The sequence below is a fragment of the Cribrihabitans neustonicus genome (genome assembly GCF_048820895.1).
Classification (GTDB): domain Bacteria; phylum Pseudomonadota; class Alphaproteobacteria; order Rhodobacterales; family Rhodobacteraceae; genus Cribrihabitans_A; species Cribrihabitans_A neustonicus.
The window spans coordinates 84,686-110,670 of the sequence record NZ_JBMERQ010000007.1 but is presented as its reverse complement, the minus strand read 5'-3'; the positions used below and the strand labels follow the sequence as shown (position 1 = coordinate 110,670).

Annotated in this window: 24 protein-coding genes and 1 tRNA gene; 11 read left to right on the top strand and 14 right to left on the bottom strand. The window is 66.1% G+C overall.

The window, feature by feature from the left end; genetic code table 11:
• The first annotated feature begins 120 nt into the window (after window positions 1–120).
• The 3 genes from ACOHWE_RS15030 to ACOHWE_RS15020 all read left to right on the top strand — a co-directional run bounded on the left by ACOHWE_RS15030 (window position 121) and on the right by ACOHWE_RS15020 (window position 4,842).
• Complete coding sequence (locus ACOHWE_RS15030) at window positions 121–1,161, top strand: potassium channel family protein (protein WP_420667530.1); 1,041 nt, start codon at window positions 121–123, stop codon at window positions 1,159–1,161.
• A gap of 77 nt (window positions 1,162–1,238) precedes the next feature.
• Window positions 1,239–4,472: an ATP-binding protein gene (locus ACOHWE_RS15025; protein WP_420667529.1), complete on the top strand. Its 3,234-nt coding sequence runs from the start codon at window positions 1,239–1,241 to the stop codon at window positions 4,470–4,472.
• A complete protein-coding gene (locus ACOHWE_RS15020; protein WP_420667528.1) occupies window positions 4,465–4,842 on the top strand; it encodes a response regulator in 378 nt (125 codons plus the stop codon). The genes ACOHWE_RS15025 and ACOHWE_RS15020 overlap by 8 nt, the downstream gene beginning before the upstream one ends.
• Here ACOHWE_RS15020 and ACOHWE_RS15015 read toward each other — a convergent pair.
• The gene (locus tag ACOHWE_RS15015; protein ID WP_420667527.1) at window positions 4,834–5,673 is read right to left on the bottom strand and encodes a sulfotransferase family protein; all 840 of its coding nucleotides are present in this window, start codon (window positions 5,671–5,673) and stop codon (window positions 4,834–4,836) included. The two genes, ACOHWE_RS15020 and ACOHWE_RS15015, sit on opposite strands and share 9 nt — an antisense overlap.
• Before the next feature lie 163 nt (window positions 5,674–5,836).
• Between ACOHWE_RS15015 and ACOHWE_RS15010 the strand changes: the two genes are divergently transcribed.
• From ACOHWE_RS15010 to ACOHWE_RS14995, 4 genes are read left to right on the top strand one after another with little or no spacing between them, the layout of a single operon-like run.
• Complete coding sequence (locus tag ACOHWE_RS15010; protein ID WP_420667526.1) at window positions 5,837–7,918, top strand: HAD-IIB family hydrolase; 2,082 nt, start codon at window positions 5,837–5,839, stop codon at window positions 7,916–7,918.
• A complete protein-coding gene (locus ACOHWE_RS15005) occupies window positions 7,915–9,093 on the top strand; it encodes a glycosyltransferase (RefSeq protein ID WP_420667525.1) in 1,179 nt (392 codons plus the stop codon). The genes ACOHWE_RS15010 and ACOHWE_RS15005 overlap by 4 nt, the downstream gene beginning before the upstream one ends.
• 10 nt (window positions 9,094–9,103) lie before the next feature.
• Window positions 9,104–10,051, top strand: a complete 948-nt coding sequence (locus tag ACOHWE_RS15000; RefSeq protein WP_420667523.1) for a glycosyltransferase — start codon at window positions 9,104–9,106, stop codon at window positions 10,049–10,051.
• Window positions 10,051–11,196 carry a glycosyltransferase gene (locus ACOHWE_RS14995; protein ID WP_420667522.1) on the top strand — a complete coding sequence of 382 codons (1,146 nt, stop codon included), beginning with the start codon at window positions 10,051–10,053 and terminating at the stop codon, window positions 11,194–11,196. The genes ACOHWE_RS15000 and ACOHWE_RS14995 overlap by 1 nt, the downstream gene beginning before the upstream one ends.
• Here the strand turns inward: ACOHWE_RS14995 and ACOHWE_RS14990 are convergent.
• The 8 genes from ACOHWE_RS14990 to ACOHWE_RS14955 form a co-directional block, all read right to left on the bottom strand.
• Window positions 11,193–11,678, bottom strand: a complete 486-nt coding sequence (locus ACOHWE_RS14990) for a response regulator (RefSeq protein WP_420667520.1) — start codon at window positions 11,676–11,678, stop codon at window positions 11,193–11,195. The genes ACOHWE_RS14995 and ACOHWE_RS14990 overlap by 4 nt on opposite strands.
• A 21-nt stretch (window positions 11,679–11,699) precedes the next feature.
• Window positions 11,700–13,157 (bottom strand): sensor histidine kinase, encoded by a 1,458-nt coding sequence (locus tag ACOHWE_RS14985; RefSeq protein WP_420667518.1) that lies wholly within the window; start codon window positions 13,155–13,157, stop codon window positions 11,700–11,702.
• Between the two features lie 228 nt (window positions 13,158–13,385).
• A complete protein-coding gene (locus tag ACOHWE_RS14980; RefSeq protein ID WP_420667573.1) occupies window positions 13,386–14,228 on the bottom strand; it encodes a metal ABC transporter permease in 843 nt (280 codons plus the stop codon).
• Window positions 14,229–14,233: 5 nt separating this feature from the next.
• Window positions 14,234–15,145, bottom strand: a complete 912-nt coding sequence (locus tag ACOHWE_RS14975; protein ID WP_420667516.1) for a metal ABC transporter permease — start codon at window positions 15,143–15,145, stop codon at window positions 14,234–14,236.
• Window positions 15,142–16,113 (bottom strand): manganese/iron ABC transporter ATP-binding protein, encoded by a 972-nt coding sequence (locus ACOHWE_RS14970; RefSeq protein ID WP_420667515.1) that lies wholly within the window; start codon window positions 16,111–16,113, stop codon window positions 15,142–15,144. The genes ACOHWE_RS14975 and ACOHWE_RS14970 overlap by 4 nt, the downstream gene beginning before the upstream one ends.
• Before the next feature lie 105 nt (window positions 16,114–16,218).
• Window positions 16,219–17,121, bottom strand: coding sequence for a metal ABC transporter substrate-binding protein (locus tag ACOHWE_RS14965; RefSeq protein WP_420667513.1), 903 nt, complete (start codon window positions 17,119–17,121; stop codon window positions 16,219–16,221).
• Between the two features lie 366 nt (window positions 17,122–17,487).
• Window positions 17,488–17,563, bottom strand: a tRNA-Ala gene (locus ACOHWE_RS14960).
• Between the two features lie 182 nt (window positions 17,564–17,745).
• Window positions 17,746–18,072, bottom strand: a complete 327-nt coding sequence (locus ACOHWE_RS14955) for a TIGR02300 family protein (RefSeq protein WP_420667512.1) — start codon at window positions 18,070–18,072, stop codon at window positions 17,746–17,748.
• Between the two features lie 99 nt (window positions 18,073–18,171).
• Between ACOHWE_RS14955 and ACOHWE_RS14950 the strand changes: the two genes are divergently transcribed.
• Both ACOHWE_RS14950 and ACOHWE_RS14945 read left to right on the top strand, forming a co-directional pair.
• Window positions 18,172–18,891 (top strand): M48 family metallopeptidase, encoded by a 720-nt coding sequence (locus tag ACOHWE_RS14950; protein WP_420667510.1) that lies wholly within the window; start codon window positions 18,172–18,174, stop codon window positions 18,889–18,891.
• Between the two features lie 96 nt (window positions 18,892–18,987).
• A complete protein-coding gene (locus ACOHWE_RS14945) occupies window positions 18,988–19,641 on the top strand; it encodes a GntR family transcriptional regulator (RefSeq protein WP_420667509.1) in 654 nt (217 codons plus the stop codon).
• A 9-nt stretch (window positions 19,642–19,650) separates the two neighbouring features.
• Here ACOHWE_RS14945 and ACOHWE_RS14940 read toward each other — a convergent pair whose 3' ends face one another.
• The 3 genes from ACOHWE_RS14940 to ACOHWE_RS14930 all read right to left on the bottom strand — a co-directional run bounded on the left by ACOHWE_RS14940 (window position 19,651) and on the right by ACOHWE_RS14930 (window position 22,318).
• Window positions 19,651–20,529, bottom strand: coding sequence for a DUF1206 domain-containing protein (locus ACOHWE_RS14940; protein WP_420667508.1), 879 nt, complete (start codon window positions 20,527–20,529; stop codon window positions 19,651–19,653).
• Between the two features lie 414 nt (window positions 20,530–20,943).
• Window positions 20,944–21,147 (bottom strand): dodecin family protein, encoded by a 204-nt coding sequence (locus tag ACOHWE_RS14935; protein WP_420667507.1) that lies wholly within the window; start codon window positions 21,145–21,147, stop codon window positions 20,944–20,946.
• 208 nt (window positions 21,148–21,355) lie between these two features.
• On the bottom strand, window positions 21,356–22,318 hold the full coding sequence (locus tag ACOHWE_RS14930) for an acetyl-CoA carboxylase carboxyltransferase subunit alpha (RefSeq protein ID WP_420667505.1): 963 nt from the start codon (window positions 22,316–22,318) through the stop codon (window positions 21,356–21,358).
• Between the two features lie 125 nt (window positions 22,319–22,443).
• Here ACOHWE_RS14930 and ACOHWE_RS14925 point away from each other — a divergent pair, with 125 nt between their 5' ends.
• Window positions 22,444–23,274: an AraC family transcriptional regulator gene (locus ACOHWE_RS14925; RefSeq protein WP_420667504.1), complete on the top strand. Its 831-nt coding sequence runs from the start codon at window positions 22,444–22,446 to the stop codon at window positions 23,272–23,274.
• A 41-nt stretch (window positions 23,275–23,315) separates the two neighbouring features.
• Here ACOHWE_RS14925 and ACOHWE_RS14920 read toward each other — a convergent pair whose 3' ends face one another.
• On the bottom strand, window positions 23,316–23,912 hold the full coding sequence (locus ACOHWE_RS14920) for a LysE family translocator (RefSeq protein WP_420667502.1): 597 nt from the start codon (window positions 23,910–23,912) through the stop codon (window positions 23,316–23,318).
• A gap of 73 nt (window positions 23,913–23,985) precedes the next feature.
• Here ACOHWE_RS14920 and ACOHWE_RS14915 point away from each other — a divergent pair, with 73 nt between their 5' ends.
• Complete coding sequence (locus ACOHWE_RS14915) at window positions 23,986–24,438, top strand: Lrp/AsnC family transcriptional regulator (protein WP_420667501.1); 453 nt, start codon at window positions 23,986–23,988, stop codon at window positions 24,436–24,438.
• Window positions 24,439–24,733: 295 nt separating this feature from the next.
• On the opposite strand, the gene ACOHWE_RS14910 is transcribed toward ACOHWE_RS14915, so the two are convergent.
• The gene (locus ACOHWE_RS14910) at window positions 24,734–25,693 is read right to left on the bottom strand and encodes an L-malyl-CoA/beta-methylmalyl-CoA lyase (RefSeq protein ID WP_420667500.1); all 960 of its coding nucleotides are present in this window, start codon (window positions 25,691–25,693) and stop codon (window positions 24,734–24,736) included.
• Window positions 25,694–25,985: the final 292 nt, after the last annotated feature.

Genomic DNA, 25,985 nt, shown 5'->3' with positions numbered 1-25,985 from the left:
TAATCTCGTGCTGCCGAGCCGCGGGGAGGGGCTTGCTGCCGCCGGCATGCTCTGCGAGTGTTGCGGCCAGGCCCGCGGGCCAGGCCCCGAATTGCAACTGACCCGAGACCTCCAGCGCCGATGCTCAACAGGCTGATCCTCAAGATGTACCGGGATATGCTGGATCTCCGGCTGTGGCTGCTGGCGCTTCTGTGCCTGGCGTTTGTGCTGATCTCCTGGGGGCTGTTCCTGCTGGCGGGCGAGACGGCGCTGACCTCCAGCGCCCTGACGTTTCTTTATTTTGCGGCCACCACCGCCTCCACCGTGGGCTATGGCGATCTGTCCCCCCAGACCCACGCTGGGCGTCTGGTCGCGGCGCTCTGGTTCTTCCCGGGCGCGCTGCTGATCTTTTCGGCGGTACTGGGGCGGCTGGCCGGGGCAATGGTCGAAAGGATAAGGCGCATGGCGGAAGGACAAGGCAGTTTCGAGACCCTGGCAGGGGCAACCGTGATCGTCGGCTACCAGCGCGAGCAGACGCCGCTGATCGTGGAAAATCTGATCGCAGGCCAGGACGGCGACGAGAAAATAGTGCTGCTGACCAAGGACGCCGAGGCCGAGGTGCCGCAAGGCGTCCACTTGGTGCGCACAGAGCGGCTGGATGCGCTGGCCTCGCTGCGCCGGGCGGCTATCCCGCTGGCGCAAAAGGCGCTGGTGTTTGCCAACAGCGACGCGGAGACTTTCAACGCCTGCCTCGCGATCCGCGAGCTCAACCAGTCCGTGCATGTGGCGGCCTTCTTCGAGGACCGCGATACAGCGCGGCGCGCGGCGCGCATTGCCGAGGTGGAAACCGTGGTCTCCAACGCCTCGGAAGCGCTGGTTCGGGCGGCGCAGGATCCGGGCGCGGGGCAGATTCTGATGGCGCTTTCCGCCGCCAACGTGGGGGCGACGATCTATTCCGCGCGGGTTGGGGGCCAAGTCGAAACCGCGCGGCTGGAAGCCGCGATTACCGCCTGCGACGGGACGCTGATCGCAGTTTCGCAGCCGGAAGAGACGGCTTATGTCTTCCGCCCCTTCCCGCAGGTGCTGAAGGCCCAGGGCATTTTCTACTACTTGGCAGCGCACCGCCTGCCCGGTGTGAAGCTGCAAGAGGCGATGCCGGGCGCTGTGCCGGTCATCGTCTGACCGTGCACGTGAAATCAACGCCTTGATTGGTGTCCTGCGCTGTTGCAAGGTGCCTTGCGCATAATAAGGACAGGCCCATGACGTTTGACAGTTGCGATGCCAGCTTCCTGACCGGGGGCGGCGAGATGGGCAAGCTGATCCGCGAAATGGACTGGTCCGCCACCCCGCTCGGCCCGATCGGGGAATGGCCGCAGAGCCTGCGCACCGCGGTCAGCATCTGTATCTCCTCGAACTTCCCGATCTCCATGGCTTGGGGGCCGGAGCACGTGCAGATCTATAACGACGGCTACTGGCCGATCTGCGGCGGCAAGCACCCGGACTCGATGGGTCAGACCTTTACCGAATGCTGGGCCTCGGCAATGCCGGTGATCGGCGACGCCTACCGCAAGGCGCTGGCGGGCGAGAGCCAGTTCATCCAGAACCAGCAGATGTTTCTGGACCGGCACGGCTACCTGGAGGAAACCTTCTTCACCTTCTCCTTCAGCCCGATCCGGGACGAAAGCGGCGGCGTCGGCGGGCTGTTCCACCCCGTGAACGAGGTGACCGGAAAGATGCTGGCCGAGCGCCGCGGCCGCATGCTGCGCGACCTGTCGGAACGCACCGGCAGCGCCCGCACCGCCGGGGAGGCTTTTGCGCTCGCCGCAGAGGCATTGGCGGAAGACGACACCGACCTGCCGTTTGTGCTCATATACCTGACCGATCCGGACACCGGCCAGGCCCGGCTTGCCCAGGCCGTGGGCCTCGCACCGGGCACGCCTGCCAGCCCGGAGGCCGTGCGGCTGGACGCGGCGGACGGCGCCGCATGGCCGCTGCACGAGGTGATGGAGAGCGGGATGGCGGTGGACGTCTCCGGGTTCGAAGACCGGTTTGGCGCCCTCGCCTGCGGACCCTATCCCGAGCCGCCCTCCCATGCCCGCATCCTGCCCGTGGTGCCGCCGGGAGCCGAGACGCCGCGCGCCCTGATCGTCGCCGGCACCAGCGCCCGGCTTGCTTTTGATGAGGAATATGCCGGCTTCCTGCGCTTGCTGGCTGCGGCTGTCACCGCAGCCGTCGCCAACGCCGAGGCCTTGGAACATGAACGCCGCCGGGCCGAGGCGCTGGCAGAGATCGACCGGGCGAAGACGCTGTTCTTCTCCAACGTCAGTCATGAATTCCGTACCCCGATCACTCTGATGCTTGGCCCGCTGGCCGATATGCTCAGCCGCGAGGATCTTGACCCTGGCGCGCGGGAGCCGCTGGAAATGGTGCAGCGCAACGGGCGGCGGCTCCTGAAACTGGTGAACTCGCTTCTGGATTTCTCGCGCATCGAGGCAGGCCGCGCGCAGGCCTCCTTCGAGCCCATGGACCTCGGCGCCCTGACCGCCGACCTGGCCAGCAGCTTCCGCTCGGCCTGCGAAAACGCGGGGCTGGAGCTGGAGGTGGATTGTGCGCCGGTGGAGGCCTATGCCGACCGGGAACTGTGGGAAAAGATCGTTCTGAACCTGCTGTCCAACGCCTTCAAGTTCACTTTGGAAGGGCGGATCAGCGTGACTTTGGCGGAAGAAGATGGCGCGGCGGTGCTCCGGGTGCGCGACACAGGCACCGGCATTCCCGAAGCCGAGCTGCCACGCATTTTCGACCGCTTCCACCGGGTCGCGGGGAGCGGCGGGCGGTCTTACGAGGGCAGCGGCATAGGCCTTGCCCTGGCGCAGGAGGTGGCGGCGCTTCATGGCGGCAACATCTCGGCCGAAAGCGAGCTGGGGGCGGGCACATGCTTCACCGTCCGTATTCCGCTAGGTGCCAAGCATCTGCCGCAGGATCGGATCGGGGCCGCCAAGTCTTTGCAATCAACCGCTGTGGCCGCTGAAACCTACGTTGAGGAGGCGATGCGCTGGCTGCCGGAGGGGGGGAGCGCGCCGCGGCTGACTGAAAGCGCGGGGCCCCTGCCGCGCCCGGCGGCCGTTCCCGCGGAGGGAGACGCGCCGCGTGTTCGCATCCTCTGGGCCGATGACAATGCCGACATGCGCGACTATGTCCGGCGCCTGCTCAGCCCTTCTTACGAGGTGATCTGCGCCGCCGACGGCGCAGCGGCGCTGGAAGCCGCCCGCGCCACGCCGCCGGATTTAGTGCTCTCAGACGTGATGATGCCCAAGCTTGACGGCTTCGGCCTGATCGCTGCCCTGCGAGCTGACCCGCGTCTGCGCACGGTGCCGGTGATCCTGCTCTCCGCCCGGGCGGGAGAGGAATCCCGGGTCGAGGGCCTGGAGGCGGGGGCGAGCGATTATCTGGTCAAACCGTTCTCCGAGCGCGAGCTGCTGGCGCGGGTCGAAGCTCAGCTGAAGCTTGCACGCCTCCGCGCCGAGGTCGCCCGCGGCGAGGCGTTGAGCGAGCGCATTCTGCAGAGCAGCCAGGATGGCATACAGCTTCTGGACTTGGAAGGCCGCATCCTTACCGGCAACGGCAATGGGCTCGGCGCCTTGCAGGGCGGCCATCCGGTACCGCCGGTAGGCGAGCGCTATGCCTGTCTTTGGGAGGGGGAGCACCGTGACGCCGCCGAACGGGCGGTAGCCGAGGCGCTGGAAGGGCGGCCGGGGCGGTTCACCGCCGAGCGCCGCGACGCCGCGGGCACGCCCGGCTGGTGGGACGAACTTGTCTCGCCCATCTTCGGCACCGACGGGCAGCCGGAGCGGCTTTTGGTGATCTCCCGCGATATCACCGAGTCCAAGCTGGCCGAGGAGAAGCGCCAGCTGCTGCTGCACGAACTGAACCACCGGGTGAAAAACACGCTGGCCATCGTGCAGTCGATGGCGGCGCAAACCCTGCGCGGCTCTGGCCTGGACAGTGCGAGCCGCAGCGCCTTCGAAATGCGGCTGATGTCGCTCGCGGCCTCGCATGACCTGCTGACCCGCCAGCAATGGGACGCCGCCGCGCTGCGCGACGTGGTGGAGGGCGCGTTGCAGCCCTTTGCGGCGCCTCCCGGCGCGCCGCCCCGCTTCGGGATCGAAGGGCCTGACGTCAGGTTGGAGCCGAATCTGGTGCTGTCGCTTGGGCTGGGCCTGCACGAACTTGCCACCAATGCCTCCAAGTACGGTGCGCTTTCGGTGCCGGGGGGATTCGTCGCTATCCGTTGGGGCATAGAAGGCGGCCGCTTGCGGTTCTGCTGGCGCGAGACTGGCGGGCCGCCGGTCTCGCCGCCGTCGCGGAAGGGGTTCGGCACCCGCCTGATCCGCACCGGCCTGGCACATCAGTTTGCAGCGGAGGTCACGATGGAATTCCCGGTGGAGGGGATGGTCTGCGAAATCAGCCTGGATCTGGAGGCGCTGGATGTCTGAGGCAGCAGAGATGCAGGGGCTGCGGGTGCTCGTGGTCGAGGACGAGATGCTGGTCGCGATGATGATCGAGGACATCCTGGAGGATCTTGGCTGCGAGACCACCATGGCCGGCAGCAAAACCGCAGGACTTGCCGCTTTGCAAAACGGCAGTTTCGATGCGGCGGTTCTGGACGTGAACTTGCATGGCGAGACGTCTTACCCGGTGGCCAAAGCGGCGCATGACAAGGGTATCCCGGTCCTGTTTTCCACCGGTTACAGCGACACCCGGCTGGGGCCGCCCTTTGAGAACCACCCGATCCTGACCAAGCCGTTCGGAGTCCATGATCTGACCCAGGCGCTGTCCTGGCTCACCGGTGGCGGCTCAGGCTAGCCTGCCGCGTCCTGCCCCAGCCTGCTCCGGCAAGGCCTCGCGCGTGGCATCGGCCACCCGGCGCAGGCTGTGGCGCAGGGGCAGGTCCACCGGCACGGTCTCCAGCCCCGGCAGGTAGCCCCAGCGGGCTGCCGCCCCGGCCGCATCCCCGGTGATCCGGGCGGCGAAGCCCCGGTATTGGGCGTTGCCGTCGCGGACCGGCTCCGCCGCGGGCGGGGTTGTCGTTCCAGTGTCCAGAAAAGCTGCCAGCGCCGCTTGCATCCGCTCCGGAGCGCGTACCGCATCCTCGTAGCGGATGACCAATACGTGATGGAGACGCCGGATGTCCTCCTCCATACGGCGGTGCGCCTCGGCCCAATGCGCGTGCAGCCTCTCCGCCGGGCTGTCCAGCCACCGCGCGCAGGAGGCCGCGACCGCCTCGGGGTGGCGCATCACCAGCACGAAATGCGACAGCGGAAACAGCTGCTGCAACAGCCGGGTGCGGGTCAGGTTCACGGGTGATTTCTCCACCCTCCAGGCAACACCCTCGGAAAACCATGGCGCCCAGTCGGCCTCAAGCCGCTGCTTGGTCTCCAGCCTGTTGGCGGGGTGGTCCTCGGTCATGTGCTGAGATGGATCGGTGGCGAAATGCATTGGCTGCCCGGACAGCGCATCGTGCGGGATGGCGCCCTGCAGGTAGACGCCTTCGTTTTCCGGAACCGGCGCGGCCTCTATGCCGCCAGCGCCGGGCAGTGCGGCCAGCATCCGCGCCGTGAAGCTCGTGCCCGAACGGTGCAGTCCGCCCACAAACACGTAACGGTGCGGGAGGCCGGGAGCGGGGGCTGCTGGCATGTTTCGGTTGTCCTCCGTGCGGGCAGGCGCTTGGCAGGCCAACGCGGCAATGGTGCCGCGGGTTCCCGTCCGGCGGGTGCGGCCTTGCCCGCAGTTATTTACCCGGGGGTGTGGAACTCCGGCCGCCGGCCTCGCGTTAATTCATCGTTCCTGCGAGGTCATCATGCATATTCTTCACATCGCTCTGGGAGGGTGTCTCACCGCTCCCCTGGTCCGCTACGGCATAACCGAAGATACCGGCGGGCACATTGCTTATGTTCTGGGAGCGGCCTACGCGCAGGCCGCGCGGCAAGACGTCACCCAGGTCGATATCGTCACCCGCGCATTCCGCGGCGCGGGCTTTGATCCTATCCATAGCTGTCCGCTGCAGAAGGTGGCGGCCAAGATCAACATACGGCGGCTGAGCGGACGCACACCGGCTTACGCAGCGAAAGAGGCGCTGACCGCCGAGATGCCGGCACTGAGGGAGGCCTTTTTGGCGGAACTGCGCGGGATGGCACGCAAACCCGATGTGATCCACGCTCATTTCGCCGATGCGGCGGAACTGGCGGCGGCGGCCCGCGCCGTCTTCGGCATTCCATTTGTATACACGCCGCATTCGCTCGCGATCGGCAAGAAGGACCATGCCGGCGCCAAGGAAGACCTAGCGTTCCTGACCCGGATCGCGCAGGAAACCGCGGCGCTGCGCCACGCCGATGCCACCATCGTCTCCTCACGCGATGAAGCCGAGCGGCAGGTCGTGGCTTATGACGCCGGGGCGGAGGCCCTTGTGCATCAGATCGCGCCCGGTGTGACCCGGCTGCCCGGAACCGCCGACGAGGGCACGGCCGATGCCGAAGCCTTGATCGCGCCCTTCCTCGATCAGCCGGAGAAGCCAATGGTGCTGGCCATCGCGCGCCCGGTCCGGCGCAAGAACCTGGGCCTGCTTGCGGCGGCCTATGCCGCCTCGCCCGCCCTGCACCAGCGCGCCAACCTGGTGATCCTGGCCGGCCAGCAGGTCGACGGCATCGCCACGGCGGCGGAATCCCGGGCCGTGCTGGAAGAGCTGCACGCCGCAGCCGCCCTGCCGGAGGTACAGGGGCGCATCGCTTTGCCGGCGGAGCACGGGCCGGAGATCGTGCACCAGATGTACCGCCTGGCTGCCAAACGCCGGGGCGTTTTTGTCAATCCGGCTCTGCATGAACCTTTTGGCCTTACTCTGCTCGAGGCAGCAGTGCATGGCCTGCCGGTTGTTGCCACCCGCGAAGGCGGGCCCTCGGACATTGTGGGGCGGCTTCAGAACGGGCGCCTCGCCGATCCCGGCGACGCGGTCCGCCTGGCCGCCGCGGCAGCGGAGCTGCTGCAGGACCGGGAGGCTTGGGACAAGGCTTCGCGCAACGGGCTGGCGGCGCGGGAGGTTTACAACTGGGACAACTGGGCGGCTGGCGCAATGCGGACCTACCGGCTGGTTTCCGCACCGCTCCGCGCTATTGCCCGCCCGGCAGCGCCGATGCTGATCAGTGATCTCGACAACACTCTCACCGGCTGCCGCAAGGGGACGCGGGCGTTTTCCGACTGGCTGACCCGCAGCGGGATGCGGTTTGCCATTGCCACCGGCCGCTCGATCACACAGGCGCGACGGGTGCTGGCAGAGTGGGACCTGCCCGAGCCGGAGGCCTTCATCACTGCGGTTGGCACCGAAATTCACGTGCGCGGCCGCTCGGGGCGCCTACAGCTCTGCAAGTCCTTTGCGCGCCGGATCAATGCGGACTGGCAGCGCAGCGCGCTGGAAGCGGAGATCCGCAAGCTGGGTGCCAAGTGGCAGCCGGACATCGAGCAGCGCCGCTGGAAGCTGAGCCTGTTCGGCAGCGCAAAGGAGGCTGAAAGGCTCCGTGCCGCCTTTCATGACGCGGATCTCAGCGCCAAGGTCGTGCACTCCCATGGCAATCTCATTGACGTGATCCCTGTGCAGGCGGGTAAGGACCGGGCCGCCAGCTGCCTGGCGGACGAGCTGGGCATCGCCCGCAATGCCCTGATCGCGGCGGGCGATTCCGGCAACGACAGTGATCTGCTGCGCAACTGCCGCCGCGCCATCCTGGTGGCAAACGCCGCACCGGAGATTGCCCGCCTGGCGGAGCTGCCGAATGTCTACTGGTCGCACAAACGCCACGCCCAAGGCGTGCTGGAGGGGCTCAGCCGCTGGCGGGCCGGCTCCGCTGAGCGCCGCCCGCCGACCTCGCCGGTGACAGAAGGAGCAAAGGTATGAATATCCCGGCCCTCACCCCCCGCCGTGCCCAGGCATCCCCGGCACCGATCGGCTATTTCGTGCACCACCAGGGTCGCGGCCATGCCGAGCGTTGCGCGGCCATCGTGAATGCCCTGCCGCAGCATCGCCAGGTTCGTATCTTCTGCGCCCGCGACGACATTTTTCCGCAGCTGCAGCCAAATGCGGTGGTCGAGAAGATCCCCTCGCTGTTCGAACCCACAGGGGCGGAGGCCTTTGAAGACACATCGCCGATGCCTGCCACGGTGCACTGTGCGCCTATAGGCTGGCCGGGTATCCGCGCCGCAATGGGGCGGATGGCGGGCTGGTTTGCCGAAGCCGCACCTGCGCTGATGATCAGCGACGTCTCAGCGGAGGTCGCGCAGCTTGCCCGGCTGTGCTCGGTTCCGCACGTGAAAGTGCTGCAGCACGGCCGCCGCAGCGACCCGGCACACAGGGCGGCCTATGACGGCGCGGTAGGGTTGCTGGCGCCCTGCGCCGAGGCGCTGGCGCAGCCGGACTGGACCGCGGAGATGCGGGAGAAAACCTGTTTTGCCGGCGGTCTCGGTGCGGGGTTGAAGCTGCCAAGCCGCCAGGCGGCAAGAGCGGAACTGGGCATACCGGTGCAACAGGAAGTCGTGCTGGTGATTTCCGGCGGTGGCGGCAGCGGTTTTCCCTCCGCGCCGCTTGCCGTCGGTGCCCGGGCCACGCCGCGCACGCTGTGGCTGACCATCGGGCATGTGCAGCGCGACTGGCACGCGACGGAACCCGCAAACCTGCGGCATTGCGGCTGGGTGGACTCCGCGGCGGCCTATCTCGCCGCAGCCGACCTGGTGGTAGCCTCGACCGGCAATACGACCTGCCATCAGATCCTGCGCGCCGGGCTGCCGTGGCTTGCGGTGCCCGAGTGGCGCTATTTCGACGAGCAGGTCGCGAAAGCGGAGGCGCTGCACCGGGCCGGCGCCGCGCTGCACGTGCCGAGGTTGCCTGCCTGCGCTGACAGCTGGCGCGCGGCACTGGCCGCCGCCCGCGAAGCCCATGCCCCCGACTTGCAGCGCGCGCTCCTGCACCCGGCTGCGGACCGCTGCGCCGCTGAGTGGCTGGAAAACCTCGCCGCCCGTTACGCAGCACCTTTGCGAGCCGCCGCGCCCGCGCCAGCCCTTGCCCCAGCATTCTGAGGAGGAGAAAATGCCCGCCACCAGATCTTCTGTTCTCAGCATCGTCCGCGGCCGCGAGGATCATATGCGCAACGTGGTGCGCGGATTGCTGGCGCAAGACGTGCTGCCGGACGAGCTTGTCATTGGAGTGATGCAGGAGGAGCTGATCGGCGGCCTGCCGGAGGCACCCTTCCCGATCCGCCAGATCCGGGTGGAGGGCGATCCGCTGCCGCTGGCCCGGGCCCGCAACACGGTGGCCCGCGCAGCCCGCGGCGAAGTGCTGATGTTCCTCGATGCCGATTGCATCCCCGCGCCCGACTACGTTTCGAGCTACCTGCGCGAGGCGGAAGCCGGGGGCGGCCTGCTGATGGGCGAGGTCATGTATCTGCCCAAGGGCGCGGCCGGCCCGGGCTGGAGCTACGAGACGTTCGAAAATGCCGCCGAGCGCCACGTCGACCGCCAGGGCCCGCCGCCGCATGGCCGCCGCCTTTGCGAGGATTACCGCTGCTTCTGGTCGCTGAACTTCGCGATGCGGCGGCGGGAGTTCCTTGCCTCCGGCGGTTTTGATGAGCGTTATGCAGGCTATGGCGGCGAGGACACCGATTTCGGGCGCACCCTGGATGAACAGGGGGTGCAGATCTGGTGGATCAAGGGCGCGCGGGCCTATCACCAGTATCACCCGCATTGCATGCCGCCGGTCCACCATATTCCCTCGATCCTGCGCAACGCCGAACTGTTCGCCCAAAAGTGGGGCCATCGAACCATGGGCCACTGGCTGCACGCTTTCTGCATGATGGGGCTGGTTGCCGAGGACGAAAACGGCCGGCTCTACCAGCTGCGCGAGCCGGAGGAAGCGGACTATGCCCTCTGCCGTCAGGAGGCGGATATGCCGTTTGCCTCATCTGGCCGTGTCGTGAAGATCCTGCGCGGGCAGTGGGGCGGCAAACCGGCCGCGTCCGGCAACCTGGCCGCCGAATAATGCGGATCGCCGTCCTTGCCCATGTCCGCCACCCGGTGGCACCGCCCTTCATGGGCGGGATGGAGGCCCATTCCTGGCACCTGGCCGCGGGGCTGGCGCGGCGGGGCCATGAGGTGACCCTGTTTGCCAGCGGCGACAGCGCCGCAGGCCTGCCGCCCGGGGTGAAGCTCCGGCCGGTGCTGGAGCAGCATTACGACGCCCGCTTTCCCTGGCACCGGTGGCACGGCACCGATGCGCTCAACGCGCACCTGGACGCGGGGTTTGCGCAGGCGTGCCGGGAGCTGCTGGAAGGCGGTTTTGACATCGTGCACAACAACTCGCTGCACCGCTTCCCGCCGCGGCTGGCGCGGCAGATGCGGCTTCCCATGGTGACCTCTCTGCATGTGCCGCCGTTTCCCGTGCTGCAGCGGGCAGTGCAGGAAAGTGCAGCGCCCTGGGCCTGGTTCACCTCCACCAGCCGCAGCCACGGTGCCGCGTGGTGGCGGGGAACCCGCGAGCCGCCGCAGCACCGCGTGGTCGCCAACGGTATTGATCTGGAGGCCTGGCCTTATGCCGCGGGCGGCGACGGCTCGGCGGTCTGGGCCGGACGCATCACCCCTACCAAGGGGCCGCATCTGGCCGCTGCGGCGGCGGCCCGGGCCGGGGTGCCGCTGACCCTGTTCGGCACCATCGAACACCAGGGCTATTTTGACGAGAAAGTCCGCCCCTGGCTGGGCGGCGCCATCCGTTACGGCGGCCACGCAACGGCGGGCCAGCTTAGCGAGGCCTACCGGCGCGCTTCGGTGTTCCTGTTCACGCCGATGTGGGAGGAACCCTTCGGGCTGGCCGCGGTGGAGGCGATGGCTTCCGGCCTCCCGGTGGCCGCCACCAGCCGCGGCGCGGTGCGCGAGGTCATCGGCCCGGCGGGCCGGTTTGCCGATACGGAGGATGAAGCCAGTCTGGCCGCCGCGCTGCAGTCCGCGCTGCGGATCGACCCACTGGTGCCCCGCAGGCGGGTCGAACGCTGCTTCACCGGGGACCGCATGATTTCCCGCTGCCTCGCGCTCTACGCGAAGGCGCGGGCGGGGCTTGATGCAGCAGCGCCGTCCCGGCGGTTTCCGCAACATGCGCTGAGGATTGCCGCCCCGGCAATGGCGGCCGGCTAGGCGGGGGGGCTGCCGCCGGACCAGCCTGGCTGTACCGGAACTTCCACCACGCGCCAGTAGCTGTCGATCATGTCGACGAGGTTCAGGAAGTCCCGGCCCGCGGTTTCCTTCACGATATAACCCGTCACGTTGAGGTCGTAGGCGGCAGCCTTGTCCTCCTCGATCTTGGAAGTGGTGAGGATAAACACGAGCGTTTGTTTCAGCGCCGGGTCGTTGCGCAGTTCCTGTACCAGTTCGATCCCGTTCATCCGGGGCATGTTGATATCGACCAGCAGAATGTAGGGTACAGGCATCTTTCGCTCGGGGTCCTGCTCGCGCAGCAGTTCCAGCGCCTCGATGCCATCAACGGTGCGGATGATCCTGTTGGCCAGCCGGACGTTCCGGAAGGCGCGCTGCACCGCTTTGGCGTCGCCATCGTCATCCTCCACCAGGAGGATGTTGAGCGGGGCTGTATGCGCGCCGTTGGTTGTCAGGGTCAGCACTGCGGCCCTCCTCCGTTTCGATCAGTTCAATCTCTGGTGCTTCGGCCAGGTGAAGCGGAACTCGGCGCCCTGGCCCTCGGCGGAGTCGACGCTGATCGCCTCCCCGAAGTGCTGAACGTGCTTGTGGATTATCGCCAGCCCCATGCCGCTGCCCTCGACCCGGTCGCGCGGCTTCAGCGTCTGGAACATCTTGAATATCTGGTCGTGGAACCTGGGGGCGATGCCAGGACCATCGTCGCGGACCGAGAACAGGTACTTCTCGCCGCGGTCCTCCACCCCGATCTCGATGCGGCCGGTGTCCTTGTCGTGGTGCTTGATCGAATTGTTGATCAGATTGACGAAAATCTGCTGAACCGGCATCGCGTTGAGCGCGATGCGAGAGAACTCGGGGCTTACCTTGATCTCGAAGCGTTCGGGCTTTTCCACCAATAGCAGCACGTCCTTCATCAGCTCCGCGCCGCTGGTGCGGGTGGTGTAGCGGTCGTCTGTCTGGCGGCCGATGCGGGAATATTCCAAGAGGTCGTCCAAGAGCTTCTCCATCCGCTCCACCCGGTTGCGCAGCAGCGCCATGTTCTCCAAGCTCTCCTCGTCGAGCTTGCCCTCCAGGTCTTCCTCCAGCCAGCGCGAGGCGTTGTCGATAACCCGCAGCGGCGCTTTCAGATCGTGCGACGCAACATAAGCGAACTGGTCGAGCTCCTGGTTGGACCGGGCCAGCCGCTCGATATAGATCTCGCGCTCCTCCTCAGCCTTCTTGCGATCGGTTATGTCGCGGATGATGAGGGTGAGCAGTGTCTTGCCGCCCACCCTGGTCTCTCCCAGGGAGCGTTCGAAGGGAAAGGTGCTGCCATCCTTGCGCAGTCCGACCATCTCCCGGTTGCCGTCGATCACGCTGACATCATGGGCTTCCTGGTAGCGCCGCAGGTACTCGGCGCTTTGCTGGCGGTAGGGAACGGGCACCAGCATGGAAACGTGCTGGCCCAGCACCTCTTCGGCACTGAAGCCGAAGAGCTCTTCGCAGGCTGGGTTGAAGCTTTCGATTGTGCCGTGCTCGTCGATGATGATTATGCCGTCCACCGAGCCGGCGACGACCGCATCCAGACGCGCCTCGTTTCCCTGTATCGCCAGAGCGGTTTTTTTGAGGTTGAAGTAGACCATGAAGGCCACCACCCAGATCGCTGCCAGCGACAGCGCGCGGTTGACCACCACAGCCGATAAGCTGGCGGTTATCTCCGTGATTACGAGGTAGGCGAGGACCGTGAGTGTGGTGGCAATGGCGGCAAACACGAAGGTGACATAGGCGGGCCGCCACCACATACCGCAAAGGACGAAGAAAACATGCGCGATGCCGCCAGCCACTCCCAAAGGGGTCATCAGGTCAAAGATCGTGGCAATGGCAAAGATTACCACGGTCGAGCCAAGGGTCATCTTGCTTTCGGTGCCGATGGCTTCCAGGGTGGGAAGCGCCTTAGGGGGGCTCATCTGTGCTCCTTCTGACCGGCGGCCGGGATGCTTCTCCGGAAGTGCGGGAAGGGGCCGCCCTTTATCCAGGGGAACGGCGGACGTCCTGAATATACATCAATAAGGTGTATTTGAAAGTGAAATTACCGTTAAGGTTGCTTGCGCCCTGCGGGATGCACCGCGCCTCCACCCCCGCCCCCGCGTCCGGAAGCGGGGGCGCGATTGTCTGCATGCCGCGCGTTACCTGCTTTAGGGTGCTCCCGTCCGCAGCATTGACGCGCGGCGGGTGAGGATCAGGCGGCGGGCGAATGCCAGCACAAAAACCACAGTCAGGATCAGCACGACGGTTGGGGCCGGGGCGCTGTCCAGGAAGAAGCTCGCATAGGTGCCTGCCAGCATCGATACCATGCAAACCAGAACCGCCACCCAGAGCATGGCGCTGAACCGGCGCACCAAAAGGAAGGCGATGGCGCCGGGCGCGATCAGCAGCCCGATGGCCAGGATCAGTCCAGCGGCCGACAGGGTGGCGACGATGGTCAGGGACAACGCCGCCAGCAGACCGTAGTGCAGCCAATTCACCCGCAGCCCCGAGGCCTGCGCCTGGGCCGGGTCGAAGCTGTGCAGGAGCAGGTCCTTCCACTTCAGCACCAGCCCGGTGCCGACGGCCAGCGAGATGATCGCGGCGGTCCACAGCTCGTCCGGCTCCACCCCCAGCATGTTGCCGAACAGTATGTGGTCGAGGTGGGCGTTGGTCTCCACCGAGACATAGAGCACGATGCCCAGCCCGAACATGCCGGAAAACACAACCCCCATCACCGTGTCCTGCTTGACCCGGCTGTTGCCGGACAAATAGCCGGTTGCCACCGCGCAAAGCATGCCTGCGCCAAAGGCTCCCAGGATCAGCGGAAGGCCGGCGATATATGCCAGCACGATTCCGGGCAGCACCGCGTGGCTCACCGCGTCTCCCATCAGGGCCCAGCCCTTCATCACCAGGAAACAGGACAGGAGCGCCGCCGGCACCGACACGATGGCCGAGATCAAAAAGGCGTTCTGCATGAAGGCGAACTGGAACGGCTGGAGAAGTGTGTCCATGTCCATCACTGGCCCTCCTCGGGTATAGATGCGGCGGCGGGCAGGGGCACGGGCATCTGCGGGCCGTCGCGCAGTGCGTCGCGTGCCTTCTTCTGGGCGGCAAGCAGCCCGTGTTTCGGAGCAAAGACAAAGGCCGCGAGGAAAATCAGGGTCTGCAGCGTCACGATGATGCCACCGGTGGCGCCGTCGAGGAAGTAGCTCGCATAGGCGCCGGCAAAGCTTGTTGTCGCGCCGATCAGCACCGACAGCGCGATCAGCCGCGGGAAGCGGTCACAGAGCAGATAGGCGGTAGCGCCGGGCGTCACGACCATGGCGATCACAAGGAAGGCGCCGACCGTCTGCATCGCCGCTACAACCGAGGCCGACAGCAGCACGAAGAACACCGCCTTCAGCCGCCCGGGCCGCAGGCCAATGGTGCGGGCGTGGTTCTCGTCGAAGAATGTGACCATCAAGTCCTTCCACTTGGCCAGCAGCACGGCGAGGGAAACGAAGCCGATGATTGCGAGCTGCAGCGTGTCCTCAGGGGTGATGGCGAGAATATTGCCCATCGTGATGGTCTGCACCGAGACAGACATCGGGTTCACCGAGACGATGAACAGCCCGAGTCCGAAGAATGAGGTGAAGATGAGCCCGATGATCACATCCACCTTCAGCCCCGACCGCTCCGACAGGAACAGCATCGCGCCGGAAGCCAGCCCGCCCGCGATGAAGGCGCCAAGTGCGAAGGGCAGGCCGAGGATGTAGGCGCCCGCAACCCCCGGCACCACCGAATGCGAAAGCGCATCGCCAATCAGCGACCAGCCCTTCAGCATGAGATAGGCCGACAGGAAGGCGCAGACCGCGCCGACCAGCGCCGAGACCCACATGGCGTTGGTCATGTAGCCATAGGCAAACGGTTCCAGCAGGTATTCGATCATGCGCTGCTCCCGCCGCTCGGGCTTTCCGCGGGTTCCGGCTTGGCGGGGCTTTCCTCGCTGCCTGCCTTCTTGCTGCGGCGCCTGCTGAGCTGGGTCTTCTCGCCGTATTGGACGAAAGGACGCTCGTCGTCGGTCAGAATGGTGACCTGGCGCGGGTCGCCGTCCTCGTGCAACGCGGCGCCGCCGAGGGTGAAATGGCGCAGCACGCCGCCGAAGGCATGCTCCAGGTTTTCGCGGGTGAATGTGGTTTCGGTCGGCCCGTAGCCCAGAACTGTGCCTTTCACCAGCACCGTGCGGTCGCAGAACTCGGGCACAGACCCGAGATTGTGGGTCGAAACCAGCATTACCCGGCCTTCGGCGCGCAGCTCACGGAGGAGGGCGATGATCTGCTCTTCGGTCTTCACGTCGACGCCGGTGAACGGCTCGTCCAGCAGGATCACCTGGCCGTCCTGCGCCAGGGCGCGGGCCAGGAACACCCGTTTGCGCTGGCCACCAGAAAGCTCGCCGATCTGGCGGTGGCGGAAATCCTGCATGTTGACCCGGCGCAGCGCCTGATCGACGGCTTCGTGGTCCGCCGCCTTGGGGCGGCGCAGGAAGCCCATGTGGCCATAGCGGCCCATCATCACCACGTCTTCGACCAGTACCGGGAAGGCCCAGTCGACCTCCTCGGCCTGAGGCACATAGGCGACCAGGTTCCTGCGCAGCGCCTCGCGCACCGGCAGGCCGAGAATGCGGATCTCGCCGCTGGCGGCAGGCACGAAGCCCATAAGCGCCTTGAACAGGGTGGACTTACCCGCGCCGTTGACACCGACCAGCGCGGAGACGGTGCCGCGGGGAATCTCGAAACTGGCATTCCACAGCGCGGTATGGCCGTTGCGGTAGGTGACTGTCACGTCTTTCGCAGCGATGCCGCCGCCGGAAGGGCTGGCGTTCGTCTTCATGGTCCGGACCTCGCTGGCGTCAAACATTTTTGTGCTCCGTAGTCTTACATGCACTTATGTATTCTGTGATCAGAAATGCAGTCCCCCGCGGCATTGCAGCTGCGGGGAACAGTTTTGTGCTGGCGCAAAGGCTCAATTGGTGGCGGCGGTCAGCCCGCGGGCGATGGTCTGGGAGGTAACCTTCAGCAGGTCCAGATAGGTCGGCACCGGGCCGTCCGCTTCGCTCAGCGAGTCGACGTAAAGCTCGCCGCCGTATTGCACGCCGGTTTCCCGCGCGACCTGCTCGGCGGGGGCGGTGTTCACGGTGCTTTCGCAGAACACCACCGGGATGTCGTGCGTGCGCACCCCGTCGATCACCGCGCGCACTTGTTGCGGGGTGCCGACCTGATCGGCGTTCATCGGCCAGAGATACAGCTCCTTCATGCCGAAATCGCGCGCCAGGTAGCTGAAGGCGCCCTCGCAGGTGACCAGCCAGCGGCGGTCTTCCGGGATCGCGGCAACCGCCTCGCGCAGCGGTTCGATGGTGGCGCGCAGCTTGTCTTTGTACTCGCCGGCGTTCTTCACGTAGACGGCAGCGTTTTCCGGGTCATGCTCGGCAAAGGCCTCGACGATATTGTCGATGTAGATCAGCGCGTTGTCGAGCCCCATCCAGGCATGCGGATTGGGCTTGCCCTCGTAGGAGCCGGCCGCGATCGGGATCGGGTTGATGCCGTCGGTCAGGGTGGCGGAAGGGACGTTCTTCAGATTCGACAGGAACTGCTCGAACCACAATTCCAGGTTCATGCCGTTCCAGAGGATCAGGTCAGCGTCCGAGGCGCGCACGATGTCGCGCGGTGTCGGCTCATAGCCGTGGATCTCGGCGCCCGGTTTGGTAACCGAGACAACTTCGGCGGCGTCGCCTGCCACGTTCTGCGCCATATCGGCGATCACGGTGAAGGTGGTGACCACCTTCATCTTGCCTTCAGCGGCGGCAGCGCTGGCGAGGCCCGCTGCGATGGCGGCGGCAGAAAGGGTCTTGAGCAGAGTCGGAACCATTAGATTCTCCGTAATGTGCAGGTGTTCTGGCGGGAGTGTTATTGCAAGTCATTCGCAACTGTCAACGAGTTTGAGAATGGTTTGCAATTTGCCGCTCTCCCGGAATGCGCAGGGGCGCAGGCGCTCAGCGATGGCCGGGGCGGCCTTTGCGCCAAAGACCTAGTGCGCAGACACGGCAATAGCTTCGGACGTGCAGTTCAAGAGGTTGTTCTGAATATGCAAAACGGCAGCGTGCCTTTCCGGCTAGCTGCGCATCCAGCAATTGGGAGACCGGTGGGCCCCCAACTACCTGGCATCGGGAGCCAAGGACCGTGCTGCGCCAAGCGGGCCTGCAGCACGTCTGTTCGGAATTTTGTGAAGAAGATTTGGTGGAGCCTAGGAGGATCGAACTCCTGACCTCTTGCATGCCATGCAAGCGCTCTCCCAGCTGAGCTAAGGCCCCAAATCTGTCCGCTTTTCAGTGCCCGTTCCGTTTCCGGTGCGGCCCGTCTTGCGGTGTGAGCGTCGTTTAAGGGACGGCGGCGCGGGCTGCAAGCAAAAAAATGCGCCATCGTCCGATTTTTTTCAAGGCCGCCCGGCAGCGGCGCGGGAGAGGCGCGGGGCCTCTCCGTCCAGGGCTGTGCCTCAGGTTTCGTCCTCGTCGGAGGACATGTCGGCGATCTCGTCGAGGGATACGTTGTCCTCGTCATCGTCGTCGTCCAGGACGTCGTCGCCCAGGTCCATGTCGACCGCGTCATCGTCCTCGAGCACTGCGTCGTCGCCCGAGAGGTTCTCTTTGGACTTCATGCTGGCGGCATCTTCGCGATCGGCCGCGATCATCCGGCTCTTGCCGGTTTCCAGTTCCACGACCTCGCCTGTATAGGGGCTGACGATCGGGTTTTTGTTCAGGTCATAAAAGCGCTTGCCAGTTGTGGGGCAAACGCGCTTTACACCCCATTCTTCCTTGGGCATGTGGGTCCCCTTGATTTACTGGTGAGTCGTATCGACGATTCCGGTGCCTTGCCATATGAGGGTGGCACTGTCAAAGCCTTTGCCCGGAGGGAGCCGCGCGTGAGCCGACACCATCTGCCCGGTGATCCTCCGGTGCCGCTGACCCTGCGCCGTTCGCCCCGCGCTCGCCGTATCAGCCTGCGGATATCCTCGCTGGACGGGCGCGTGACGCTGACGCTTCCGCAGTCGCTCCCGGCCGAGGCGGCGCTGGCCTTTGCCGCCGAAAAGGAAGATTGGATCCGCAACCATCTGGCCCGCCGCCCGGCGCCCGTCGAAGCGGCCTTTGGCGCCGTGCTGCCGGTCGATGGGGAGGAGCGCAGGCTGGAGCCAGCGCACGGCAAGCGGGTGGTTTTAGAGCCGGGGAGCCTGTCGGTGCCGCGCGGAGCGGATGGGGCGCTGGCGGGGCGGGTGCTGCAGCGTTTCCTGCGCGAAGTGGCGCGGGCGCGGCTGGCCGAGGCCTCGGACACTTATGCAGCGCGGCTGGGGCGCAGCTACAGCAGGCTGACGCTGCGCGACACCCGCTCGCGCTGGGGCTCCTGCACCGCCGATGGCGCGCTGATGTATTCCTGGCGGCTGATCCTGGCGCCGCCCGCGGTACTGCGCTACGTCGCGGCCCATGAGGCCGCGCATCTGGCTGAGATGAATCACTCCGCTGCCTTTTGGGCCACGGTAGAGCGCCTCCACGGACCCTACCAGGCGCCGCGGGCCTGGCTGCGGGAAAATGGCGCCAGCCTGCACCGCTACCGCTTTGGCACCCAGGCTGGCGAAGAGGGTGGCTGAGCGCCGGCCCCCGTCCCGCGCAGGCGCAGCAACCGGGGGTACTCCCGAGCTGCCTTGCACAGTTGACCGCGCGGCGATTTTTGATCACTTCAAGGAATGAACATGTCTGCACGCTCCTCCTCCGATGCCGCGCCGTCGGCGCATGACCGGGTCTACAGAACCCTGCGCACCCGGATTATGCACGGGGAGATCGCCCCGGGCGAAGCGCTGACCCTGCGCGGTATCGGCCGCGATTTCGGGGTTTCGATGACGCCCGCGCGGGAGGCGGTGCGGCGGCTGGCGGCGGAAGGCGCGCTGTTCCTGTCTTCCTCGGGCCGGGTGTCGACCCCCGAGCTCACCAACGAGCGGATTGAGGAACTGGCGGCGCTGCGCGCGCTGCTGGAAGTAGAACTGGCCAGCCGCGCCCTGCCGCGCGCGCACATGGCGCTGATCGACCGGCTGACCGTGATCAACGGCACTGTGGCGGAAATGGTCTCCAAGCGCGATGCCGTCGGCTACATCCGCACCAACCTGGAGTTTCACCGCGCGCTCTATCTGCGTGCCCAGGCGCCTGCGATGCTGGCAATGGCGGAGACAGTTTGGCTGCAGCTGGGCCCCACGATGCGCGCGCTTTACGGCCGCCTGCGCCGCACCGAGCCGCCGCAGAACCACAAGCTGATCATCGCGGCTCTGAAGGCGGGCGATGAGCCGGGGCTGCGGCTGGCGGTCCGTTCGGATGTAACGCAGGGCTTGCGGATGCTGGCGGGGTAGGCAGGCGGCTTACCCCGCCTTCTCCAGCGCGTCGCGGAGGGTTTCGGTGGTGCGGTCGGCGGCCTTGGGGACGATGCGGTAGAGCGCATTGACGAAGCAGAACAGTGCAAAGCCCAGGAGGCCCAGGCAAAGAGCGGTCACCAGCAAGCGGCCATAGGTCTTGGTGCTCAGCCAATCGAATGCGCTGCCCATGCCGCCCGCTGAGGCGCTGGATGCAGAAAGTGCTGCCTGCAGGATCAGCACGCCGATGATGGCCACCACGACGCCATGCGCCGCCAGGCCGGCCTTCAGCGCCGCGTTCATATGCATCGTTGCCGGATTGGCCTGAAGGTGGTTCCGGTAGCTTTCGCTCCAGGCCTTGTAGAGGTAGTAACCGCCGGCCCCGATGGTCAGCGCCCCGGCCACGGCCAGGGCAGTCTGGCCACCAGGCTGGCTGAGGACGGTGCTCAGGTAGCTGCTCTTGCCGCCCGAGGCGTCTCCGGAGCCCATGACGACCATCAGTGCCAGCCCGCCAAGCGCCAGATGCACGAAGCCGGTGACAATCATGCCCGCCCGCGCCACAAGCCCCTTGGCGCCGCTGCCGTAGGCCTCAAGATCCCAGATGCTGTCGATTGCGCGCCAGAGCGCATAAGCAAAGAGCCCGATCGCAATGAGAACCACGATGGCTGTGCCCCAGCCGCCTTGCAGCCATTCCAGCGCCGCTGCGGTTCCCTTGGCCTCGCCGCCCCGCCAGATCGAGTAGAGCGACACGCCCGCCACCGCCAGGTAGACCAGTGCCCTCCCGGCGTAACCGACACGCATCACCGGCACCGCCCAGGCGAAGTCCTCGGGATTCACGTCTTGAAGGCGCTTGCGGCGGGCGTCTGACTGCAGGGTGTCGGCTGGCATGGCGGGATCCTCCGGGCCACTTGAGGTTCTTGTTCTTACTGAACCAATGCGTGAGGCGGGAGAATGTTCCGCAGCGGCAGGGCTGGTACCCCAACCCGACGGGCGGCGCTGAACCGGAAAGCCGCCCTCAGGAACGGGAGAGGCGGCCCACGGCGTCAGCCCATTGGGGGCGGTTCCGGGGAACTGCTTGCGCCGGTCCCCGGTCCGCAGAAGCGCGTTAACAGTGCCTCCTGTCCGCTCAACTCGTTCAGTATCACCGGTAACCCCAGATCACCGGTAACCCCAGTTGAGCGGAAACGTGAGCCGCCGCCGCCGTGCCGGCCGGAAACGCCCCCAAATACGAGCGCGCTGGCTGCCCCGGATCAAGGGGAGTCACACGCAGAGCCCGGCAAGCAGTGCAAGGTACCCGGCAGCTTAATCGTCCAGGACAAAGGTCACAGCAAGGTTCACCCGGAAGTGGGTAACCTTGCCGTTCTGGACATCGACGTTCTGATCCTTGACCCAGGCGCTTTTGATATCGCGCAGGGTCTTGGAGGCGCGTTCGATGCCCTGCTTGACGGCATCGTCAAAACTGTCGGTCGAAGTGGCTGAAATCTCGGTAACGCGTGCGACACTCATGGTGCCCTCCTTTCCCTCGCCCTCCGCCCCTGGAACGGGGCTCCAAGGCAAGTGCCATTGTGCGCCTGTTGGCGGGATGCGTCAAACGCCACCGTGCAGCGGACTGTTGCCGCGCGATGAGTTAAGGAAGGCTGGCCGAGGCATCCGCGCGCGGCAAAAAGCCCGGCGCGGGGCCGGGCTTTCGCTGATCGAAAGGGCAGGGGAAGGCTTAGGCCGCCAGCCCCTTGGAGCCGATGTCGAGGAACTTCTCGCGCCGGTCCTTGATCAGCGCCGCGGCGTCCTTGCCGGAGAGCTCCTCCAGCATCTCCTGCAGCGCCGCCTTGACCGAGGCCATCGCCGCCTTCGGATCGCGGTGGGCGCCGCCCAGCGGTTCCGGGATGATGCGGTCGGCGACGCCCAGCTTCTTGAGGTCCTGCGCGGTGAGCCGCAGCGCCTCGGCCGCTTCGCGCATCTTCTCGGCATCCTTCCACAGGATCGAGGCGCAGCCCTCAGGGCTGATCACCGAGTAGATCGAATGCTCCAGCATCGCCACCCGGTTGGCGGTCGCAAAGGCCACCGCGCCGCCGGAGCCGCCTTCGCCGATAATGACCGAAATCAGCGGGACACCGATCTTCAGGCACATTTCCGTCGAACGCGCGATCGCCTCGGACTGGCCGCGCTCCTCGGCGCCCTTGCCGGGGTAGGCGCCGGCGGTGTCGACGAGGGTGATCACCGGCAGCTTGAAACGGCCCGCCATCTCCATCAGCCGCACCGCCTTGCGGTAGCCCTCGGGGCGGGCCATGCCGAAGTTGCGCTCGATCCGGGACTTGGTGTCCGAGCCTTTCTCGTGGCCGATCACCATCACCGGCTGATCATTGAGCCGCGCAAGGCCGCCCATCACCGCCAGGTCATCGGCAAAGTTGCGGTCGCCCGCGAGCGGCGTGAACTCGGTGAACAGCGTCTCGATGTAATCCTTGCAATGCGGCCGCTCGGGATGGCGCGCGACCTGGCATTTACGCCAGGGGGTGAGCTCCTTGTAGAGGTCCTTGAGCAGCTGCGCCGCCTTGGCGTCCAGCGCCTTGGCTTCGTCGGCCACGTCCATTTCCTCGTTCGCGCGCGCCAGCGCCCGCAGCTCTTCCGCCTTGCCTTCGATCTCGGCCAGCGGTTTCTCGAATTCCAGATACTGGGTCATGTCGCCTCTGCTCTGCAGGTTTGCCGTTATATGACCTTACGCGCCGCCAGATGCAACTCAGCAAGATTTGTGATCTCCTGCCGTGGCATCAGGATGGGGCAGAGAGCATAGCGGGGAGGCCGGGCATGGCGGGCGCTTACGAAGACCGGATACTGCGGGTCCTGACCCATATCCACGACCACCCCGACGGGGACCTGTCGCTGGATGCGCTGGCGGAGGTCGCGGCGATGTCGCGCTTTCACTGGCACCGGGTGTTCCGCGCCCTCACAGGCGAGACCTGCGCCCAGGCGGTGCGCCGCATCCGGCTGCACCGGGGCGCAACCTGGCTGGTGCAGGGCGGCCTGCCGCTGGCTGAGGTGGCGGCGCGGGCAGGCTATCCCAACCCCGGTAGCTTCTCGCGGGCTTTCTGCGAATCCTATGGCAGCACTCCCGCTGCCTTCCGCCGCGCGGGGCGCCTGGCACTGCCCGGCCCCGCCTTCAAAACAGGAAGCTATCCCATGTTTGATGTCACAGTGAGAGAAGAACCGTCCCGCCGCCTGGCGGGCTTGCCGCACAAGGGCGCCTACGACGAGATCGGCCGCAGCTTCGAGGCGCTTGGCGCGATCTGCGAGACCCGCAGCCTCTGGCCGCACACCGGCGCGACGGTCGGGGTCTATTTCGACAGCCCCGACGATTTGCCCGCAAGCGATCTGCGCAGCTTTGCCGGGGCGGAGTTCCGGGGCGATCTGCCGGAGGGGCTGGAGGAGATGCAGCTTGCGGGCGGCAAGACCGCCGTTCTCACCTTCAAGGGGCCGTATTCGGGCCTCGCTGCCGCCTATCACAGCCTGTTTGGCAACTGGCTGCCGCAGTCGGGGGAGGAGCCGGCCGATGCGCCCTGTTTCGAGATCTATCTGAACGATCCGCGCAACACCGCGCCGGGGGAGCTGGTGACGGAGATCTGCCTGCCCCTGAAGTGATCCGCGCAGCGCCCGTCCTTGACTGGGGCGGGCGCTCTATCTCACTGCGGCCAGATCACCGGGTAGAGCGAAGCCACCAGCAAAAGCGCCATGGTCCAGTTGAACAGCGTGAGCCGCCGCGGGCTGGTGAGGAACCGCGCCATCTGCTGCCCCAGTACCGTCCAGGAGCCGACCGAAGGCAGGTTGATCGCGCCGAAGACCACGCCCACGAAGAGGATCGCAGCCAGCGTCTGATCCGGCGTGTAGGCGCTGATCGCAGTCAGCGCCATCGCCCAGGCCTTGGGGTTCACCCACTGGAAAGCGGCGGCCTGCAGGAAGGTCATCGGCCGGCCCGCCTCGCCCTTAGCTTCGGCCGGGGCGGCATGGGCGATTTTCCACGCGAGCCAGAGCAGGTAGGTGACCGAGACCACTTTGAGAACCGTGTAGCTCACCGGGAAGGCATCAAACACCTGCACCAGCCCGGCGCCAACCAGCAGCACCATGAACACGAACCCCAGCGCCACCCCCAGCATATGGGGGATGGTACGGCGGAAGCCGAAGTTGGCGCCGGAGGCCATCAGCATCAGGTTGTTCGGCCCCGGGGTGATCGAGGAGACGAAGGCGAAAAGCGCAAGGGCTGCGAGGAGTTCGTGGGTCATGCGCAGATTAATTGCGCAAACCCCGGCAAATGAAATTGCGTTCTGCAGCGCTTCCGGCGTATTTTTGCAATCGATGGCGAAAAATGACCGGATAAACCAGCAGATATTGCAAGAGCTCAGCCGCGATGGCCGGCTCAGCAACCTGGAACTGGCCGAACGCGTCGGCCTGTCGCCCTCCGCTTGCCTGCGCCGGGTGCAGGAGCTGGAGCGCAGCGGCGTCATCACCGGCTACCGTGCAGTACTGGACCGGCAGAAGATGGGCGTCGGCTTTGCCACCTATATCGGAGTGGGGCTGGGGGAGCACACCAAGGAAGCGCAGGAAGCGTTCGAGCGTGCCATGCAGGCGGCGCCGGAGGTGGTCGAGTGCCACAACATCACCGGCACCATCGAATACCTCCTGCGCGTCGAATGCGCCGACTTGCCCAGCTACAAGCGGTTCCACACCGACATCCTCGGCACCTCGCCTTATGTGACAGGAATCACGACTTATGTGGTGATGGGCTCGCCCAAGGATCTGCGGGCGTGACCCCCGGCGGCCACTGGAATTGAGTATTTAGGGAAAGATGAAGTTCAACTGCCTTTCATCTTTCTGCAAATACTCACTGCGCCGCAGCGGCGGCAAGCGCGGCGAAGGTGTTGGGTACCCTCCCTAGGCTGCCCATACCCGGTCCTGGGCCGCCTTTGGCGGCAATAAACGCGCCCATGCGGGAGATCTCATATGTACCCCGGCCCTATGCAGCAGGGGAAATCCGGCATTGCTTCGTCCAAACACAAAGGGCGCCCCGCCGGGCGCCCTTCAAAAAGTCTCTCCCGAACCGGTGTCAGCTGTCCGCGATCAGTTCGGCCTGCGCCACAATCACTTCAGCCTGCTTGATCGAGGCGATGTCGACAAGACGGCCCTTGTAGACCGTGGCGCCGGCGCCAGAAGCCTTGGCCTCTTCCATTGCCGCCAGGATCTCGCGGGCCTCCTGCACCGCCTCTTCCGAGGGGGTGAAGACCTGGTTGGCCAGTTCGATCTGGCTCGGGTGGATTGCCCATTTGCCGACCATCCCCAGTGTTGCGGAGCGCCTGGCTTGGGCGATGTAACCGTCGGTGTCGGAGAAGTCGCCGAACGGCCCGTCCACTGGCAGGATGCCGTGGGTGCGGCAGGCGGCGACGATGGCGGCCTGGGCCCAGTGCCAGGGGTCTGACCAGTGCTTTTGACCCTCTCGCAGCATGTAGTAGTTCTCCTGGGTGCCGCCGATGCCGGTGGTCTGCATCCCCATGGAGGCGGCAAAATCCGCAGCCCCCAGGCTCATCGCCTGCAGGCGGGGCGAGGAGGCCGCAATCGCCTCCGCATGCGCGATGCCCGCCGCCGATTCGATGATCACCTCGAAGGAGACTGGCTTGGTGCGGCCCTTGGCGCGCTCAATCGCGGTGACCAGCGCGTCTACTGCGTAGACATCCTCGGCGCAGCCCACCTTGGGGATCATGATCTGGTCAAGCCGCTCGCCCGCCTGCTCCAACAGATCCACCACGTCGCGGTACCAGTAGGGTGTGTCGAGCCCGTTGATGCGCACGGACAGGTACTTGCTGCCCCAATCAACGCTGCCGATCGCCTCGATCACGTTGGCGCGGGCCTGGTCCTTGTCGCTGGGCGCCACCGAATCCTCCAGGTCGAGGTTGATCACATCGGCCGCCGAGGCCGCCATCTTCTCGAACAGTTTGACCTTGGAACCCGGGCCGAACAGCTGGCAGCGGTTGGGGCGGGCCGGGGCGGCGGGCTGGAGGCGGAAGCTCATGGTCAGGTCTCCGGGTAATGAAATTGCGGAATGTCTCGTGATTGTGGTAGGAAATTGCGGGGTGGCGCGCAAGGGGATTTGTGCACTTGCAGCATCGCGCGTGCAGAATGCGGCGCGGGAGGCGCGTTTGGCGCAAGGATCAGCCATCCGGCGGATTGCGGCCGGAGTTCCTCCCGCAGAATGGCGGATGCGAGGCAAAATCTTGCATGGCGCGGCGCACCCGCGGCAGGAATAGGGATACGCTCCCGGGCGCGCCGCTCTAGAGTCTGCCGTAAGTCTGAATTCGAAGGAG